This is a genomic window from Streptomyces sp. NPDC020780 (assembly GCF_044334475.1).
In the GTDB taxonomy this organism is placed as follows: domain Bacteria; phylum Actinomycetota; class Actinomycetes; order Streptomycetales; family Streptomycetaceae; genus Streptomyces.
On the sequence record NZ_JBIRTB010000025.1, the window covers coordinates 24635 to 40790 of the forward strand.

Consider the following 16156-nt stretch of genomic DNA (forward strand, 5'->3'; position numbering starts at 1 on the left):
CCTCAGTGAGGGATGGCCGCGGCGAGTGCGGCGAGGGTGAGTACGAGGGCGAGGGTGCCGAGGAGGCGGGGCGTCTCGTGGGCGATGAGCGCGGCGAGGATGGCCCCGGCTCCGAGGGCGGCGACCGGGAAGAGCCAGCCGAGGGCAGTCATCCGTAGCCGCCCTTCATGCCGTCGGCGTTGCGGCGAGCACGGCGAACAGCGGCGGCGACTGACTGCCGATCAGCGTCGGGTCGGCGGGCGCAGATCGCTTTGACGGCGTCGGTGTTGTTCGTGGTGATCGCGGTCTGCTCGCGGGCGAGATCGGCGATGCTCGGCTGCTCGATCATCGTGTTCGCGCTGGTCGGCGTGTGTTCGGCGGGCGGCGTGTTCGGGGCGATCGGGGGTGTGCTCGCTGTGTTCGCGATCTGCTCGCGGGGCTGTTCGGTGTTCGCGATCGGGGTGATCGGATGCTCGCCCATGGTGAGAGCGAAGGGGGATTGGCGCTCGATCTCGGCGCGCATCTCCAGCCGTTCGAGGGTGATCTCGAAATCCGCGCGGTCGCGGGCGAGGGTGATCCGGGCCTGCTGCTGGATCCGCTCGATCGTCGCGTCGGCGCGGCGCTGCTCCTGATCGCGGCGGGCCTGGGCGAGGCGGGCGGCGTGCTCGCTGTCCCGGATCACCGAGTGGATCTCGGCTTCCTGCTCGGGGGTGAGGGCGGCCGGGTCGCGGAGCGCTGCGAGGGCGAACGACCAGACGACCTTGCCGACGAGGACGACGAACGGCCCGGCGATGGCCTGGGCGACGCTGTCGGCTCGGACGCCGTGGAGGACGAGGAGGAGGGCGACGCCGAGGGCGATGGCCCACCCGGCGAGGGGTGCGGCCCAGCGGGGGCCGATGCGCTTGTACTCGGCCCAGAGGACGGTGAGCCAGCCGATGTCACCGGCGACGGCGACGGACAGGCCGAACGGTCCGGACTCCATGAGGTCGGTGATGGCGTACCCGGACCAGATGAGGGAGAGGCCGGCCAGGGCGGCGGCGCCGTAGAAGACGCGGGGGCGCTTCTTCATCGGCCGGCCTCCTTGTCGAGGGCGGCGACGAGCTGGCGGAGGCGCATCTCCAGGCCGACGGCGGCGCGGATCATCTCGTCGTGGTCGTGGATGTTCGCGGTGGCCTTGTCCTCGAGGACCGCGCGGGCGTGCCGGAGGGCGGCGTCGACGGGCGGGGCGTAGGTGAGGCTGTCCGTCGCCGGGTCGTACAGCGGGGTGTGCGAGGTGGTGTCGCTCATCAGATCCCCCTGGCGGCGGCGAGGATGCGGAGGGCGTAGGCGTCGGGGGTCTCGCCGTTGTGGATGCTCGGCAGGGCGCGGGCGGCGGTCCGCTTGACCTCGTCGGCGACGACGTCGGGCAGGCCGTCGGTCAGGACGAGAGACGCCCCGTAGACGTAGGCGTCGAGCGCGTCGAGGGTGAGCGGCTGCAGCGGGTCCTCGGACTGCAGGGCGGAGGCCACGGCGGTGAGGATCTGCTGGGCGCGGGACGGCTCGGCGAGGAAGTGCTGGAGTTCGGTGTCGAAGGCGTTGATGCTCATGCGGCCACCGCCGACCGGGGCTTCGTGGTGGGGGCGGGGCGGCCCTGGACGCGGCGGAGAGCTTCCTCAGCGTCGGAGTTGGCCGTGGCTTCGTGCAGGGGCGCGGCGTATTCGGCGCTCTGGATCTCGTACGAGCGCCGCTGGCACTCGTCGTGCGCCTGGCGCATGTCCCGGATCTCCTTCAGCAGTTCCTGAAGTCGCGCGGCGATGTCCATCGTGGCGGGGGCTTCAGCCAGCTCGGGCGGGTCGATACTGTGGTCCACGGTCATCACTCCTGGTCACTCAGGTGGATGGCTGGCCCCGGCCATATGGCGTTGTGAGCGCCGGCCGGGGCCGTTGTGCGTTCGTAGCTGGGCTACTTCCCCAGACTGTACGGGGCCCCGTACACTCATGGCAAGCGGCCCGCCCAAGAGATGAGGCCGGGTGTGACCGAGGAGGCGCAACGCGTGATCGACGCCATGAATGCTGTAGAGGCAATGACCGACCCGCAGGAGCGTGCACGGGCCATCAGCGAGGTGATGGCCGACCAAGCGGACCGGGGCAAGAGGTGGCGGGAGCTGCGCCGTGAGGTCGTACTCGACATGCGCGCGCAGACGCCGCCCGTCTCGTACCGGAAGATCGCGGCCTCGCTGAAGGTGTCGCTGGCCACGGTGCAGGACATCGAGCGGGGCTACACCGGGTCGGGCAGGGACCGGCCGCGGGCAAAACCGCCGGCTGCGGAGTAGTCCGCGCGCACGAACGAGCCCCCGACCGGGATGTGGTCGGGGGCTTCGTCGTGCCCGGGGTCAGGCGGCGGCGCCGAGTTCTGACCAGACGCCGCCGCAGTCCGCGCAGTTGGCGAGGGGGCTGGCGCCGGCGCCGCCGTACACGGTGATGGTGCCGCCGCAGTCGGGGCACGGGCGGGACAGGGCCGCGGTGGCGGCCCTGGTGTCGAGCACGCTCTCGACGCGGCGTCGGCTTTCGGCTGCCACGGCGGTGATGTGGCGGTGCTGGGCGTCGGCGAGCGGCCGGAACGGGCCGGGGGCTCCCTGGACCCGGGCGAGGAGCCAGAGGGCCGCGTATGGGGCTGTGGGCTGTGTTCCGGTCCATCGCCACCGGCGGGGGTCCGCGGCGTCCTGCTGGGCCATACGGATGCGGCGGGCGTGGTCGTCCCAGGCGACCCGGTCGGCCCGGGTGCGGGCGACCGCGGCACGGCGGGGTGCGGGCATGGGGATGGGTGCCCGCTGGACGTGTTCGGCGACCGCGGCGGCGCACCCGGTGAGGGCGGCCTCCACGGTGCGCATGGTCGCGTACACCTGGAGGCGGATCGGGATGGGGCGCTGGCCGAGCTGGGCGGGGTCGCGCTCCAGGGCCCGGAGTTCGGCGGCCGTGTCGAGGTCGGGTTCCTCGATGGCGGCGAGGTAGCCGCGGAGGCCGCGACCGAATGCGCCGATCTGTGCGGGGGCGCCCAGCGCGTCGTTGAGGTCGACCCAGGTGGTGGCGATGGTGCGGAGGTCAGCGGCGGTGCTCACAGGGTGGCTCCTGGTGTGCGGTGGGACGGGTGCGCGGGGGTGGCCGCCCGGGTGTGGGGGTCCGGGCGGCCGGGGTGGGTCAAGGGGTGATGAGGCCGCGGGCTCGGGCGGTACGGACGGCGGCCTGGCGGCGGTCGCCGCGGGGCAGGTGCGTCACGTCGAGGCGGCGGTAGGCGTCGGAGAGGCGGGCGGCGACGGTTTCGCGGGTGACGTCGAGCCGGTTGGCGACCTCGCGGAGCGGGGCTCCGTCGGCGGCTGCGGTGAGGACTTGGGCTTGTCGGGGGGTGAGGGGCATGCGGGCGGGGCCTCGGGTCATCGGGTCGGCTCCTCGGTGGCGTGGTTGGTGCGGATGCGGACGGGTGGGCTGAGCGGGGCCGGCGGGTCGTTGCGGTGCTGCCAGGCGTCCCAGCCCTGCACTGGGTGGGCGATGAGCCAGCCGATGTTCTCGATGGAGTTCACCGTGTACATCGCCCAGTAGCGGGCTCCGGTCGGGCGATGCTTTGCCCAGCGCTGCCGGTATGCCCAGTCCGAGGTGCGGTGGGCGGGCCGGTAGCGGCCGAGCCCGTATCCGGTGGCGAGTGCGGCCAGCGCGGTGTAGAGGGCGCTCACGGGGTCGGCTCCTCGTCGGCGTCGCTCATCGCGGTCAGCAGCGCCTTGACGGTGATCGTGTGGTAGCCGGGGCGCCCAGAGCACAGCCGCTCGACGGCGTGCAGGCGGCGGGCGAAGCGGCGGGCGGCGTCGTCGGCTGTCTCGGTGAGGTCGGTCTCGGTGGGGGTGGGCTGTTCGTCGCCGGTGGCCAGGCGGTGGAGCAGGTTGGTGGCGGCGCTGTGGTCCTGGGGCAGGCGCTCGATGGCGTCGATGGCGTCGTACAGGGCGGTCCTGTAGGCGGCGGTCGGGTCGAGCGTGGCCAGCGCGGGCTGCTGCGCCTCGGCAGCCTGCTGGCGAAGGCCCCTGATGACGTCACTGATCGCAGACCAGTACCGGGGGTCGGCGCCCGGGTCCGCCGCGTTGCGGAGCACGCCCTCGAAGAAGTTCGCACGCTCGTTCAGGGTCGTGGCCCGGCGTCCGTCCTGCTTCGCGAGCACGGCGGCGCGCAGGTGGGCGATCATCTCCCTGGCCGCCTCGGGCTCCAGGAAGTCACCGCAGTCGCAGACCTGGCAGACGTCCTCGAAGTGCTGCGCCTCGGTGTGCCCGCAGATGCAGACCGCGGCCCGGTCGACGGCGGGAGCGGGCAGTACGGCCAGGACCGCGTCAGCGTGCTCCCCGTACTCGTCGGGCTCCATCAACTCGTCGGGGAGCCAGGTGAACCCGGACGCCTCGCAGATCGCCCGGCGGATCCGGTCTCTCACCGGGACCCGGTCGACGACGGCCGCCTCGGTTTCCGGTTGCCCGGTGGTGGTGCCGAGGACCTGCCGGGCGTGCGCGAGGTCGGGCCGCTCGGCCTCGAACGCGAGGATCGAGTCGAGCAGTTCGCGCACGGCCGGGGTCTCCTCGTCGGCAGTCAGGTGCTCGGCGTGCAGACCGAGCAGTCCGGCCGCGCGGTGGACGCCGTCTCGGTACTCAGGCAGTCCGGACAGGGCGTCCGTGCGAAGGGTCGCGGCGAGGACATCGGCGTGGTGGGCGAGCAGCGCGGCAAGGCGGTCGCGCAGCTGGTCGGCGGCGGCGGGTGTGGTGTGGGTCATCGGGTGCTCCGTGGTGTGAGCGGCCCGGGGCGGTGTGGCCCCGGGCCGGGGGTGGGGTGGGTCAGGCGGTACGGTGGTGCGGCGCCCGACCGGCTTCGACCCGGTCGGGCGTACTGCGTGTCACGCCGCGGCCAGCTGCCGGGCGGGCATCGGGACGCCGGTGGCTGCGGACAGGACGTGCGCGGCAAGCAGCGGGGGGACGGCGTTCGCGATCTGCTGGAACGCCTTGGACTCGCTGCCCTGGAACGGGTAGTCGGCGGTGAATGCCTGGAGGACCGCGGCTTCGGTCAGGGCGAGCGGCCGGCGTTGCTGGGGGCCGTCACCGACGGTCTGCCACTGGTAGTCGCGGCGGGAGTGCCCGGCGACGATCGTGGCGGCGGGCTGGTCCAGGCGGTGGGTGGTGGCGTTCGAGCGGGCGCCTTGGCGGAGGACCCACCAGGAGCGGGCTTTCTCGGTGAGCGTCCAGGAGGGGCGATCTGCTGGGAAGTTGTTGCCACCGGAAGTGCGGCGTTCGCCGCGGGTGTTGATGTCGATGCCGCTGGGCCAGTCGAGAGCGTCGGCCATGCTGACCCACGGGTCCAGGCGGGTGCCGAACAGGTCGTCGGCGGGCTGTTCGGAGTGGGTCGGCTCGGGGCGGTGACCTCTCGAACCCGGGACGCTATGAGGACGGCGCGTTCGCGTGTCTGGGGCACGCCGTAGTTCGCGGCGTTGAGGATGCCGACCCACACGCTGTAGCCCCAGGAGCGCAGGATTCGCGCGTACTGCTGGAACAGGGGCAGGACGGCGGGTACCTGCTCCATGAGCACGGTCTCGGGCCGGAGGTCGTGGTGCCAGCGCATTGGCTCGGCGGCAAGCAGCGACCTGGGGTCCTTGCATGCGGTGAGGAGCTTCGCACGGGTGTCGCGTCCGGCGGCGAGGTCTTCGACAGCTTGGTGGACGAGGGGTTGGTCCTGGAGGCCAAGCCCCTTGCCGGCGCGTGACCAGGCCTGACAGGGCGATGAGTCGACCTTGGTGATGCGGCGCCCGGTGAAGGGGCTGGTGGGGTACTCGGCGACATCGCAGCGGACCACGGTGTGCCCGGCCGCGGTCGCGGTAGCGCACGCGGCGGCGTCCCATTCCAGGCCGATGGCGCGGGTGTGCAGGCCGAGGATGCGGCGGCCTTCCGCCCAGCCTCCGGGGCCGTGGAACCCTTCGACGATGAGGTCGGGTGCGGTCATGTGGTCGCTCCTGGTGAGGTCGAGTTGTCCGGGGATGGGGTCGGGTGGCGGGGTGTCGAGGAGGGCGCGGGCCCGGTCCAGGGCGAGGGTCACTCAGAACCGCCACCAGCCGTCGAACCCGGCGGGGATGGTCGGGTAGTTGTCGAGCATCGGCCGCAGCAGGGTGAGGTGTTCCTCGATGACAGTCGGCTCGTGGGCACCCCAGTAGCCGTTGCCGTTCCAGCGGCCGTCGCAGTGGCCGCCGTACCGGCCGTCGACGAATGCGGTCAGGAACTCTTCGGCGGTACGCGGTGTCTGGTCCTGGAGGTCGCGGAGGGTGCCTACACAGGCGACGGTGATAGTGCGGCGCTTGGGCCCGGTGTTGTCGGGGCGGCGACGGAACCAGACGGCGTTGATCATTGCCCACGTGTTGCCGGTGTTCGGGTTGGTGTCACCCACACGCAGAGAGGCAGGGTCGATGGCGTAGGGCGTGCGGCTGATGAGGAATCGGGTCTCGCGGATCACGGTGTTCTCTCCTCTGGCTGTGTGGTGAGGGGTGGTGGTGCCCGGGGCGGGAGTCGAACCCGCAAGGGGTGCCGCTTTTAAGGCGGCTGCGTCTGCCGTTTCGCCACCCGGGCCGGGATGGCCCGGTGACCGGGCGGCCCTGTTACGTGGTTACGTGGGCGGACTCCCGGGTGGCAATGGCGCCGGAGCCGGGGCAGGGGTGGCCGGGGGCGCCGTGGCGGCGTATCTGCCCGTTGCTGTTCACGAGTTGCCCGGTGGTGCAGACGGGGCAGGCGGTACGGCTCCCGGTGCGTTTCCGCGGGGGAATGTGGACGGCCCACCCAGAGGAGACGAGGGTCGCGGCGGCATAGCGGGCGGCTTCGGCGGGGTTCTGTTCGTGGGTGGGTGTGGTGAGGCGGTAGTCGTCGAGGCCGGCAGCGAACGCGGCGAGGGCCGCGGGCGGAAACGGGTCGGGGATCATGCGGCGCGGCCTCCTCGGCGGCGGTCGGTGCCCGTCATGGCGACGACGCGGGTGTCCTCGGAGAGCCGGGACACGATGCGCTCGCCGAGCGCGGACGTGAGGTCAGGGGCGTTCTGCGCGCGGGCGGGAAGGTTCGAGGTGTAGAGGGTGGGGCGGCAGGCGTTGTACCGCTCGTTGATCAGCCGGTAGGTGACCTCCTCCGTCCACTCGGACGCCTTCGCGCTGCCGAGGTCGTCGAGGACGAGGAGCGGGATACGGCAGAGCCGCCGAAGTTCTTCCTCGGTGCCGCGCTCGCTCCCCTTGGGGCGGAGCAGGCCGTACATGTCGGCGGCGGTGATCGCCTGGATCTCGTACACGCGGGGGCCGGCGGCGGCGATGCGGCGGAGAGCTCCGTACGCCTGGTACGTCTTGCCGGTGCCGGTCGTGCCGGTGAGGAGCAGCGATCCGGCGGTGTCAGGGTCCGCGGCAACGTCGTCGGCCCACTGCTGGACGTCGGGGACGGTGGCTTCGGCACGGCGGTAGCGGGGCGGGGTGGCGGTCTCCCAGCGCTTCAGTGCCCATTCGGCGCGGCGGCGGCGGTGGTACTCGGGGTGGCCGGGCTCGTCGGGGGTCGGTGCGTCGTCGATGGGGCCTGCGGTCACGCCTTCGTCCTGCTTCTGGCGGATGCCGCCCATGAGGTTGGCGAGGGCGGACGGGCCGAGGCTGCCTGCGGTGGTGGGTTCCATGGTCAGAATCCGTTCGAGTACGCGGAGACGTCGGTCGGGTTGGTGTAGGGCTGCCAGCCGCCGGACACGGCACGAAGCGGCGGGCGAGCGGTGCCGGCCTCGGGCATGGGCGGGAGTTCACGCCAGCCGGGCAGGAAGTACTTGGCGTAGCTGATGTCCTTGGCCGCGGCCTGCTTCTGGGCGTAGGCGGCGAGGGCAGCAACGCCGGTGCGCTGGATGAGCGCTTCGACGATGAACCATTCGGTGGGGGCGAGGTTCCAGCGGACGAGGATCCCGGCGGCGGTGAGAGTGTCGACGAGGGGTCGGCAGTTGGTGGGGATCTCGGGTCCGAGGACGGGAGCAGGCTCTCCAGCTAGCTTGCTTTCACTCCTGGTAGGAGTGGTCTGGTTGAGGGGTCCGGAATCCGGACCCATAGGGGTCTCGTTTCCGGACCCCCCCGGTCCGACTTTCGGACCCCTAGCCGTTTCGCTACCGGTCCGGATTCCGGACCCCTGCTCAGAGTTAGGGGTCTCGTTTCCGGACCGGTAGCTGTTGTCTACCGGTCCGGATTCCGGACCCCTAGCGTTCAGGGTGGGGCGGACGTACCCGACTGCGTGGGGCAGCTGGTATGTAGCCGCCCGGCTTCCCACGGCAGGCTCGGTGATTACCAGCTCGCCCGATGCGAGGGCCGCGTCGACGGCCTTGACGACCGAGGATCGGGCCGCGTTCAGCCGCGCGACGAACTCGGTGGTGCCCAGCTTTGCCGTGACGTCGGGGCCGGGTGCCTTGTCCGCGACGGCGAGCAGCACGAGCCGGGCGTTCCCCTTGGCGCGGGAGTGGTTCCACACCCAGTGCATGGCGTCGATGGACACGCGGGCCTTCTTCCGTACGGTCGTGGTGGTGCGGGTGGTGGGCCCGGGGCACAGCGGCCCCGGGCCGGTGGCGCGTCAGGCGGTGGCGAGCTGTTTCGTGGTGCCGGTGTTCCGCAAGCGGCGGTCGGCGTCCGCGTTCGCCTGCCGGCACGGGTCGCACGGCGTCTCGCCCTGCCGCCGGTGCTTCTGGTAGCCGGGCCGGGTCCCGCACACGGCTGGCCCGCGGCGGGCCCGGTCGTGGGCGCGGCGGGCGGCCTTGCACTCCTCGCACGGCTCCTCACCCCGCCGCTCATGCACCTTGTACGCGGCAGGCGTGCCATGCCGGGTGGCCCGGAGGGTGTCGTCGAGGAGGTGCCCCACGGTGATGCAGCCGGGGCGGTCGCACCCGGTGGACAGACGTCCGACCGGCGGCCCACCATGGGCGGCATGCCAGGCGACCTGACCGGGCGTGTAGCAAATGCCCTTGATCCGTACCGGGTTCGACCCGGTCCACAGGGTGTGGCCGTCGGGCAGGGTGATGGACTGCCGAGCCAGGGCATCTACGAGACCGGTCGGTCGCGGCTTCGCGGTGACTGTGCTCGGTGCCCGGCGGCCGTGGATGCGGCGGCGTTCCTCTTCGTCGAGTCCGCCCCAGATGCCGGTGTCCTCGCGCTGGTCGAGTGCCCAGCGCAGGCAGATGTCCATCACGGGGCACCGGTGGCAAACGGCCTTGGCCACGACGGTCTGCTGTTGTGCGCCGGGCCCGGTTCCGACGGGGTGCCAGGCCTCGGGGTCGTAGACCGGGTCGGCGCACAGGGCCTGTTCGCGCCACCGGTCGCCGTGGTCGACGGTGTCGGGGGCGGGCTGGTGGAAGAGGCTGACGGTCATGCCTTCGCCTCCTTGGCGGGCTTGTCGGTGCGGCGCTGCTGCCACTGGGCGCCGAGGTCGAGGGCCGGGGCGTCGAGGCCGACCGCGCTGTCGTACGCGGCCTGAAGCCGGTCCGCACGGCGGGCCTCGGCGGCCAGTGCCACCCGGTACCGGACGACGGCCCGGGCCAGGCGCTCGATACGGCGCCCGTACCTCACGGCGTCGCTGATCCGGGCCAGCCGCACCCGGTGCAAGGTCGCGTCGGCGCTGGCGTACTGGCCGGCCGCGGTACGGGTCGCGGCCTGCCCGGCCCGGACCTCGCGGCGGGCGGTGTCACGCTGCTCCAACACCCGCTCGTAGTCGGCCTGCAAGGCGGCGTGCGTGCTACGAAGAACGAACATGGCTCAGGCCTCCGTCGTGGTGCTAGTGATCTGCGGCAGGGGCAGGTGGGCCAGGGCTCCCGTGCGCCACGCCTCGGCGATCAGGGCCCGGCCGTCCTTCGTCGGCCGCACCGAGTGCGTCGTCGACCGAGTCGCTCGGATCTCCACCCCCGCCACCGCCTCGACGACACCGGTCTCCTTGTCGGACACCTCGGCCGTACCAGCCGCGGTCATCTCGGCGAGGAGCGCCGTCGTGTACGCCGGCCGAACCTCGGTGACAAGGCGGGTGGTGACGTTGTGCGGGGAGTTCGCCCGGACCCAGGCGAGGAACGCCTCCGGGTCGGTGACGACCGCGGCGGGCTTCGAGTCGGTGCGGCTGATGGTCGCGACCTTCGTGCCGTCGGGGAGGGTGGCGTCGACCTTGCCGACACCCCCGGTGGTGAGGGCTTCCTGCATCTCGGCCTTCACGGTCTTCAGCCGGTCCATGACGGTGTCGGCGAGGGTCTTCAGTGCGGCCTCTTCCAAGGCCAGCTGCTGCATGTCCATGGGATGCTCCTTGGTGGGGCCGCCCGCCTATCCCGCGGGCGGCCCCGTTGTGCGGTGTGCGGGTGGGTCAGGCGGCGGCGGGGCGGATCGTCGCGGCGAGCGCCCGGATCGCTTCGACGGGGGCGTCGGCGAGCGGCATGCCGAGGGCCTGCTCGGTGCCCGCGTCGAAGTCCTCCAGGCGGGCGAGCTCGGCGGCCTCGCGGAGTTCGGCGACGGCGGCCGCGTAGTCGTCCTCGGGGCTGACGACCTCGGCGTCGACTACGCCCTCGTCGGTTGCCTCCGGGGCGGCGGGAGCGGGCGCCGGGGCGGCGGCCTTGTCCTTGCCGACGGCCGCGATCTGCTCCAGGTACTCCGGCACCGCGCCGTCGGCCTGCGCCTCGCGCCAGATCCGGCGCACCGATTCGGCGTCGGCCGCTTCGTGTGCCTCGTGCAGGTAGTCGCGGCCCTGTGCGGCGGTCTGCGGTGCTGCCCACGGGTCGCCCTCGCCCGGCTGGACCCGACGCAGCTGCTGCACCGACGCCTCTACCGGCTCGCCGTCCTGGTTGACGACCGCGCCCAGTTCCTCGGGCGTGTAGTGCAGGCCGAAGAGGACGTCCTCGCAGGCATCGCGTGCCACCTCGGTGATCGCACGGGCCTTGAGCATGGCCGCTGTGTACTTCTCCCACGTGGCGGGCCTACCGTTGCGGTCGCGGGCCCACGGCTTGCCCTCCTTGATCTGGAGAAGCCCGGCCTGTTCGGCGCGCTCCAGCGTCCACGTGCACTCGTACGTGAAGTCGGGGTCATCGGCCCTGACGATCTGCGCGGTAGCCGTCGTGGCTCCGTCGCTCTTGACCCGCAGCTTGTGTCCGGCCTGCCGCACGAGCGCCCCGATCAGACCGGACGACGCGGACGGCTTGCCCTCGATCACGTGGATACCGGTGATCGCGGCGACGGGGGTGATGCCGAGGGTCCGGCCGTACTCGATGGCGTAGAGGACGTTGGCGGGCTTGCCCACGAACTGCTTCGGCAGAAGGTCGGCATCGGCGAGAAGCTGCGCGAAGCGGACGGATCCGTCGAGGCTGGCGGGCTGGCGGATGGCGATGTCGGTCATGCGGTGGCTCCGTGAATCGTGAGGATGGTGACGGCGATGACGGCCCAGATGGTGAGGCTGGCGGCGAGGGACCAGGCCCAGGCGCGGGGGCTCATCGGCCACCGCCGTAGCGCTGGACGAGGCGGAACACGCGGCGGCCGGGGTCGGTGTCGTCGAGGACGAGGAGCCCCTCGCAGGTCAGCTGCGCGAGGTCCTGGCGAGCCTTGCCGCGCCAGTCACCCGGACCGAACTTGCCGGCGTAGTACGTCTGGACGACGCGGGTGGTGATGGGCCCCTGGTAGTCGCGGACGAGCGTGCGGAGGGCAGTCAGCCGGGCGTCGGTCGGGTTCCTCATGCCGCCCTCCGGTCCTGCTGGCGGGGCATCGGGCGAACGGCGAGGTACCGGGAGAGGGACGTGAACCCGTCCTCGGCCGCCGCCTGCTCCGCCGAGTCGTACTCCGGCTCCTCGTCGGGCGTCAGGTCAGCGGGCATCGGTGCCTCCGAGGGCGAGTTCGAGGAGCCAGAACACGAGGACGGCGAGGGAGAACACGAGGAGCCAGATCACGAGGCGTCCTCGCGGAACGCGGCATGGAGGGCGCCGATCTGCGCATCGAGGTTGATGACCTCGGTCTGCGGCTCGTCGGCGAAGTGCTCCAGCACGTGGTCCAGCGGGTCGACGAGGTGCCGCTGCTCGGCCAGTTCACCCGGCAGCGGGGGCAGCCCCTCGTCCTCGTCGTCGTGGGTGAGGACCCACCGGCGGGACTTCAGGTCCCACTCGATGTGCTCGTCGCTGAACGGGGCGCTGATGTGCCCGTCCGGCTCGACGTGAAAAGCGACGCCGGCGTCGACGAGGGCGTTGAGCCCGGCGACCGCACGCTCCCACGGGGAGCCCGCCTCCAGCTCGGCGACCCGGGCACGCAGCTCCGCGATCTTCGCCGCGTGCCGGTCGTTCCGCAGCGACTCCCACACACCCAGCACCGCAGGCAGACCGATGTTGAACGCGTACGTGTCCCACGTGCCCATGAAGTACTGGCCGCTGCTCTCGCAGCTGGTCGGCCAGCTGCGGCAGTAGCACAGGTCCTCGTGGTAGTGGTCGTTCACCGCCCGGTTCCCCGCAGCGGCCAGCGTCTCGATCTGCTTCTCGGTCAGCTCGACAGGCATCGGCTCACCCGTCGGCATGGGCAGGGCGCCCAGCTCAGCCACCGCAGCGGCCAGCTCGTCGCGGGCGTTCATGCCGCCACCTGCTCACAGGCGTCAGCCGCCGCGTACAGCACCGCCACCGCCGACTCCGTGGTCCGCCCCTCGGCGTCACCCCACGCGTCGACGTGCGCCTCCAAGGCGAAGATGTCGCCCCACCGCGGGCCGCCGTCGTCCAGGCGCAGGGCCAGGGTCGCGATCGCCTCGTCCGCCAGCAGCGAGTCCCTACGGTGGTCACCCGACACCGCGCACTTCAGCGCGGCCACGATGCTCATCGGGCGAAGGAAGTGCGGGATGCACATCTCCCGGTCGAACGCGTCCGGGACGAAGTCCCCCTGGTGCAGCCCGTTCGCGGCGAGCACCCGGGCCGCTGCACGGAACGTGCCGGCCACGGTCGTCGGGCGGGGAACGGTGATGTCCACGTGGTGGGTGCGCCGGTGACCGGCAGGCACGTCCGTCGGGCGGATAAGATTCACAGTCACGGTGTCCTCTTCTTCTCTGTGGTTGAGGTCTGCCGAGGGGTCGCATCCGGATTGCCGTCCGGGGCGGCCCCGTGGTGCGTAAAGGGGTCAGGCGGTTGCCGCGAGCTGCGGCTCTTCCGCCATCCAGGTGCGGACCTTCTTCAGGTCGAAGCGCCGGCCGCGGAAGCGGCCCTGCTCGGTGGGGCATCCGTCCTTCACCCACTCGTTGACCGTCCAGTTCGAGACGCCGTAGTAGGCCTGGAGCTGGGCGGTGGTGAGCAGGGGGGCCACGCCTACGGCGCGGAGCGTCTCGGTGCGGTCAGCCAGAGTCGCCATGGTGGGTAGACCTTTCAACTGTGTCGGTTGAAACTGTGGGCATGTCGAAGTGGTCTTGCAGTGGCTCGCCCATGGCCGTAGTCATGAGCCAAGCCGTCCGGGGCCGGCACTCGTCGGTGGCGGTGGATCCGCTGCCGGTGATCTTCCAGACCGTTGCTGCACTGATTCCGCGCCCGGTCACGTCCACTTCCTTTGTGGCTGCTGCGAGCTGCTCGGCCGACATGCCCTTCCGCTTCATTGCGTCGCGGAGTGGCTTGCCTGCGCCCTTGCGGATCAGGTTGGTCATGCGGACCTCGCGCCAGGTGGTGTCTCTGCGGCCCGGTGTGCGCCGCCGTTGACACATTTCTACTGTGTCAGTGACGTGAGGTCAAGTGAGTTGGCGTGAGTTTCAGTGAGTTTCCCGATGGGCTGGCTGTGAAGCGAACGCGTGTTCTAGTGTGTGCATATGCCACTGTCTACGGCGCGCGACGGGGAGGTCACGCGCCGGAGCGAGATCCCGCCATGCCTCTACTTTTACTTGCAAAAGTAGAAGATCAACCGTCATTCTTGGGGTCGTGACCACCCATGAACAGCAGCCATCCGAGGACCTCGCGCAGCTGATCGCCCGGCTGAAAGACACCTACGGTGTCAGTGACTCGGAGATCGCGCGCCGCATCGGCGTCGCCCCTGCGACCGTGAACTCATGGGTCCACCGCAAGCGCGGCGGCACGCGCGGCCCCAACAAGGAGAAGCTGCGCGCCCTCGCCGCCGCCTTCCCGAGGTTCACCGAGGCTGAGATCTTCGCCGCCGCCGGCCGCGCCACGCCCGGCCCGCTCTCTCCAGACGCACGCGAGCGGATCCTCGCCCTCATCGAGGAACTCACCGAGGAGCAGCAGGAGATGACCGAGGTTCAGATGCGCGCGCTCGTCGAGCGCAACCGTTTGTCCTCGTCGTGAGTCTCCGCTAAATGGACTCCGTCACTCCTTGTGTCTGACACATCGTCAACATAAGTTTCAGTAGTCGCGGATTCCATCATCTGGGGGTACGGTCGAGCACACGGCCGATGCCCTCCCCCGTCGGCCGCAGGTCCCTATCCCGCCTGCGTACCTCGGGGGTCCCATGTGCGTCCGTGTTGAATACTCCGCCCTGCTGCCGTCGGTCGACCCGTGGGACCCGACTGCGCGCGTCATCACACTCCCTGTGACGCTGTCCGCGTCCGAGACGAAAACCGCCACAGTCGTCCGGGCGGTTCTTCGGGAACTGGCCGTCGAGCAGCCGCCTGACGGTGCACGCTGCTTCTGCGGGGCACCGATCCACCTTCTGCCCCGCGTACCCCAGCAGCGGAGGAGCAGCGAGGTGATGTCTCGTGGCGCGTAGAGCGACGAACAACCCCCGGCAGATCAGAAGCAAGGAATGCGGCTGCAAGCTGTGCACCGAGGCGTACCCGCCCGGCGAGCACGGCGAGAGGAAGCCGCGGCGAGACTGCCTCGGCCGGTGGCAGGCCCGCTACAGGGACGCCGACGGCCGGCAGTGCGGGCCCCGCTTCGATACGTACAAGGAAGCGGTCGCGCACCTCAACAAGGTGAAGGCGGCGCTCGACGCCGGGACGTACCAGGACCCGAAGCGCGGGTCCATCACAGTGGAGCAGTGGTACGAGATCTGGTGGCCGACCGTCGACATCAAGTCGGTGACCACCCGGAACCGGAAGCTGTCCGCCTGGACCGTCCACGTGAAACCGAAGTGGGGCAAGCGGAAGCTGTCCTCGATCACGTGGATCCAGGTGCAGGACTGGATCACCAACGAGGTGAAGGGGCGGGCTACCCAGCTGAAGGTGCTGGAGCTGTTCCGGCATATGATGCTGGCCGCGCTCCGCGACCGCCGGATCCAGCTCAACCCGGCCGCCGACATCCAGGTCACCGCAGCGACCAGCCGGCACCCGGACGAACTGATCCCGCCGACCCGCGAACAGTGCGCGCTCATCCGCGAGCACCTGCCCGAGTACTACCGACCCCTCATCGTGTTCGCCGAAGAGACCGGTACCCGGTGGGGTGAGTTCACCGGCCTCCGGGCCGCGAACGTCGACCTGCGGCAAGCCGTGATGAAGGTGAAGGAAGTTCTCATCGACGACCGCGGCAAGGTCCACCGCAAGGCGGCGCCCAAGTCGAAGGCCGGGTTTCGTACGGTGCCGCTCACGCCGGCCGCCGTCGAGGCGGTCGAGATGATGTGGGAGATGTGGGACCCGGCGACCACGGAGTCGCCGATCGGGGACGGCTCGGATCTTCACGAGGAGGAGCTGGTGTTCCGCGGTCCGCGCGGCGGCGCGCTGACGCGGCCGAACTTCCGGCGGTCGTGGCTCCCCGCGATTCAGGCGGCCGGGCTGGCCCGGCAGGTGACGAATCCGGCGACCGGCCGGACGGAGTGGTGGCCGAAGGTCCACGATCTGCGGCACACGTTTGCCACGAGGCTGAAGGACGCCGGGGTCCCGGAGAAGGACGTTCAGGTGGTGATGGGCCATGAACGCGGGGGCCGGGTGACGTGGCTGTATCAGCACGCGGGGGCCGACCTTGTGGACGAGGTGCGTACGGCGCTGGTTTCCGGGCGGACGCTCCGCAGGGTGGTGTGAGGCCGTGGGGCCACACGCGGCCACACTGGGGCCACAAAAACCCCTCACTGCCACTCACTCGACCTCACCGGTACTCACTCGCGGCCCTGATCGGCCTGTTGAGCCCAACTCACTGGTCCTCACTGGGACTCACCGATACAAGATCGACCGACGCGATATCTTACAAAGCAGATGTCGGCGGTTCGAAACCGTCCGCGCCCACCA

General features: G+C 71.0%; 26 protein-coding genes, 1 tRNA gene and 1 pseudogene. 3 read left to right on the plus strand and 25 right to left on the minus strand.

The annotated features are described in order from the left end of the window. Nucleotides 1–2 precede the first annotated feature (2 nt). The 5 genes from ACH4VO_RS31150 to ACH4VO_RS31170 are packed head-to-tail and all read right to left on the minus strand — an operon-like array spanning nt 3 to nt 1828. On the minus strand, nt 3–152 hold the full coding sequence (locus ACH4VO_RS31150; protein WP_360989668.1) for a hypothetical protein: 150 nt from the start codon (nt 150–152) through the stop codon (nt 3–5). After that, nucleotides 149–1048, minus strand: coding sequence for a hypothetical protein (locus ACH4VO_RS31155; protein ID WP_360989671.1), 900 nt, complete (start codon nt 1046–1048; stop codon nt 149–151). The genes ACH4VO_RS31150 and ACH4VO_RS31155 overlap by 4 nt, the downstream gene beginning before the upstream one ends. Then, nucleotides 1045–1266, minus strand: a complete 222-nt coding sequence (locus ACH4VO_RS31160; RefSeq protein ID WP_360989673.1) for a hypothetical protein — start codon at nt 1264–1266, stop codon at nt 1045–1047. The genes ACH4VO_RS31155 and ACH4VO_RS31160 overlap by 4 nt, the downstream gene beginning before the upstream one ends. Beyond that, nucleotides 1266–1565 carry a hypothetical protein gene (locus ACH4VO_RS31165; protein WP_360989676.1) on the minus strand — a complete coding sequence of 100 codons (300 nt, stop codon included), beginning with the start codon at nt 1563–1565 and terminating at the stop codon, nt 1266–1268. The genes ACH4VO_RS31160 and ACH4VO_RS31165 overlap by 1 nt, the downstream gene beginning before the upstream one ends. Further along, nucleotides 1562–1828, minus strand: a complete 267-nt coding sequence (locus tag ACH4VO_RS31170; protein ID WP_360989679.1) for a hypothetical protein — start codon at nt 1826–1828, stop codon at nt 1562–1564. Before ACH4VO_RS31170 ends, ACH4VO_RS31165 begins: the two co-directional genes overlap by 4 nt. 183 nt (nt 1829–2011) lie before the next feature. On the opposite strand from ACH4VO_RS31170, the gene ACH4VO_RS31175 reads away from it, so the two are divergent. Next, complete coding sequence (locus ACH4VO_RS31175; protein WP_360989681.1) at nt 2012–2290, plus strand: hypothetical protein; 279 nt, start codon at nt 2012–2014, stop codon at nt 2288–2290. A 60-nt stretch (nt 2291–2350) separates the two neighbouring features. On the opposite strand, the gene ACH4VO_RS31180 is transcribed toward ACH4VO_RS31175, so the two are convergent. The 20 genes and pseudogenes from ACH4VO_RS31180 to ACH4VO_RS31275 all read right to left on the minus strand — a co-directional run bounded on the left by ACH4VO_RS31180 (nt 2351) and on the right by ACH4VO_RS31275 (nt 13636). Then, the gene (locus ACH4VO_RS31180; RefSeq protein ID WP_360989684.1) at nt 2351–3076 is read right to left on the minus strand and encodes a hypothetical protein; all 726 of its coding nucleotides are present in this window, start codon (nt 3074–3076) and stop codon (nt 2351–2353) included. Nucleotides 3077–3155: 79 nt separating this feature from the next. After that, nucleotides 3156–3392, minus strand: coding sequence for a LuxR C-terminal-related transcriptional regulator (locus ACH4VO_RS31185; RefSeq protein ID WP_360989686.1), 237 nt, complete (start codon nt 3390–3392; stop codon nt 3156–3158). Beyond that, the gene (locus ACH4VO_RS31190) at nt 3389–3685 is read right to left on the minus strand and encodes a hypothetical protein (RefSeq protein ID WP_360989689.1); all 297 of its coding nucleotides are present in this window, start codon (nt 3683–3685) and stop codon (nt 3389–3391) included. Before ACH4VO_RS31190 ends, ACH4VO_RS31185 begins: the two co-directional genes overlap by 4 nt. Further along, entirely contained in the window at nt 3682–4758 is a 1077-nt protein-coding gene (locus ACH4VO_RS31195) for a hypothetical protein (RefSeq protein ID WP_360989691.1), read from the minus strand. The genes ACH4VO_RS31190 and ACH4VO_RS31195 overlap by 4 nt, the downstream gene beginning before the upstream one ends. Before the next feature lie 120 nt (nt 4759–4878). Beyond that, nucleotides 4879–5975 (minus strand): annotated as a pseudogene (locus tag ACH4VO_RS31200) (DNA cytosine methyltransferase). Nucleotides 5976–6068: 93 nt separating this feature from the next. After that, nucleotides 6069–6479 carry a hypothetical protein gene (locus ACH4VO_RS31205; RefSeq protein ID WP_360989694.1) on the minus strand — a complete coding sequence of 137 codons (411 nt, stop codon included), beginning with the start codon at nt 6477–6479 and terminating at the stop codon, nt 6069–6071. A gap of 35 nt (nt 6480–6514) precedes the next feature. Further along, nucleotides 6515–6592: transfer RNA gene (locus ACH4VO_RS31210), tRNA-Leu, on the minus strand. 29 nt (nt 6593–6621) lie between these two features. Continuing rightward, the gene (locus ACH4VO_RS31215) at nt 6622–6939 is read right to left on the minus strand and encodes a hypothetical protein (RefSeq protein ID WP_360989697.1); all 318 of its coding nucleotides are present in this window, start codon (nt 6937–6939) and stop codon (nt 6622–6624) included. Further along, on the minus strand, nt 6936–7664 hold the full coding sequence (locus ACH4VO_RS31220) for an ATP-binding protein (RefSeq protein ID WP_360989700.1): 729 nt from the start codon (nt 7662–7664) through the stop codon (nt 6936–6938). Before ACH4VO_RS31220 ends, ACH4VO_RS31215 begins: the two co-directional genes overlap by 4 nt. 2 nt (nt 7665–7666) lie before the next feature. Beyond that, entirely contained in the window at nt 7667–8515 is an 849-nt protein-coding gene (locus ACH4VO_RS31225) for a hypothetical protein (protein WP_360989702.1), read from the minus strand. A gap of 75 nt (nt 8516–8590) precedes the next feature. Next, nucleotides 8591–9382: a WhiB family transcriptional regulator gene (locus ACH4VO_RS31230; RefSeq protein WP_360989705.1), complete on the minus strand. Its 792-nt coding sequence runs from the start codon at nt 9380–9382 to the stop codon at nt 8591–8593. Continuing rightward, a complete protein-coding gene (locus tag ACH4VO_RS31235) occupies nt 9379–9762 on the minus strand; it encodes a hypothetical protein (RefSeq protein ID WP_360989707.1) in 384 nt (127 codons plus the stop codon). Before ACH4VO_RS31235 ends, ACH4VO_RS31230 begins: the two co-directional genes overlap by 4 nt. Before the next feature lie 3 nt (nt 9763–9765). Next, nucleotides 9766–10287, minus strand: a complete 522-nt coding sequence (locus tag ACH4VO_RS31240; RefSeq protein ID WP_360989710.1) for a hypothetical protein — start codon at nt 10285–10287, stop codon at nt 9766–9768. A gap of 67 nt (nt 10288–10354) precedes the next feature. Next, nucleotides 10355–11377 (minus strand): hypothetical protein, encoded by a 1023-nt coding sequence (locus tag ACH4VO_RS31245; protein WP_360989713.1) that lies wholly within the window; start codon nt 11375–11377, stop codon nt 10355–10357. Nucleotides 11378–11468: 91 nt separating this feature from the next. Beyond that, entirely contained in the window at nt 11469–11711 is a 243-nt protein-coding gene (locus tag ACH4VO_RS31250; RefSeq protein ID WP_360989715.1) for a hypothetical protein, read from the minus strand. Then, nucleotides 11708–11848 carry a hypothetical protein gene (locus tag ACH4VO_RS31255; protein WP_360989718.1) on the minus strand — a complete coding sequence of 47 codons (141 nt, stop codon included), beginning with the start codon at nt 11846–11848 and terminating at the stop codon, nt 11708–11710. The genes ACH4VO_RS31250 and ACH4VO_RS31255 overlap by 4 nt, the downstream gene beginning before the upstream one ends. 69 nt (nt 11849–11917) lie before the next feature. Beyond that, nucleotides 11918–12589, minus strand: a complete 672-nt coding sequence (locus tag ACH4VO_RS31260) for a hypothetical protein (RefSeq protein ID WP_360989721.1) — start codon at nt 12587–12589, stop codon at nt 11918–11920. Beyond that, on the minus strand, nt 12586–13035 hold the full coding sequence (locus ACH4VO_RS31265) for a hypothetical protein (protein WP_360989723.1): 450 nt from the start codon (nt 13033–13035) through the stop codon (nt 12586–12588). Before ACH4VO_RS31265 ends, ACH4VO_RS31260 begins: the two co-directional genes overlap by 4 nt. 87 nt (nt 13036–13122) lie before the next feature. Then, nucleotides 13123–13350 carry a hypothetical protein gene (locus tag ACH4VO_RS31270; protein WP_360989726.1) on the minus strand — a complete coding sequence of 76 codons (228 nt, stop codon included), beginning with the start codon at nt 13348–13350 and terminating at the stop codon, nt 13123–13125. Beyond that, nucleotides 13334–13636, minus strand: a complete 303-nt coding sequence (locus ACH4VO_RS31275) for a helix-turn-helix transcriptional regulator (protein ID WP_360989729.1) — start codon at nt 13634–13636, stop codon at nt 13334–13336. Before ACH4VO_RS31275 ends, ACH4VO_RS31270 begins: the two co-directional genes overlap by 17 nt. A 268-nt stretch (nt 13637–13904) precedes the next feature. Here ACH4VO_RS31275 and ACH4VO_RS31280 point away from each other — a divergent pair, with 268 nt between their 5' ends. Together ACH4VO_RS31280 and ACH4VO_RS31285 are read left to right on the plus strand one after the other, a co-directional pair. Then, nucleotides 13905–14285 carry a helix-turn-helix transcriptional regulator gene (locus tag ACH4VO_RS31280; RefSeq protein ID WP_360989732.1) on the plus strand — a complete coding sequence of 127 codons (381 nt, stop codon included), beginning with the start codon at nt 13905–13907 and terminating at the stop codon, nt 14283–14285. A gap of 410 nt (nt 14286–14695) precedes the next feature. Next, nucleotides 14696–15952, plus strand: a complete 1257-nt coding sequence (locus ACH4VO_RS31285; RefSeq protein ID WP_360989734.1) for a tyrosine-type recombinase/integrase — start codon at nt 14696–14698, stop codon at nt 15950–15952. The last annotated feature ends 204 nt before the right edge of the window (nt 15953–16156 follow it).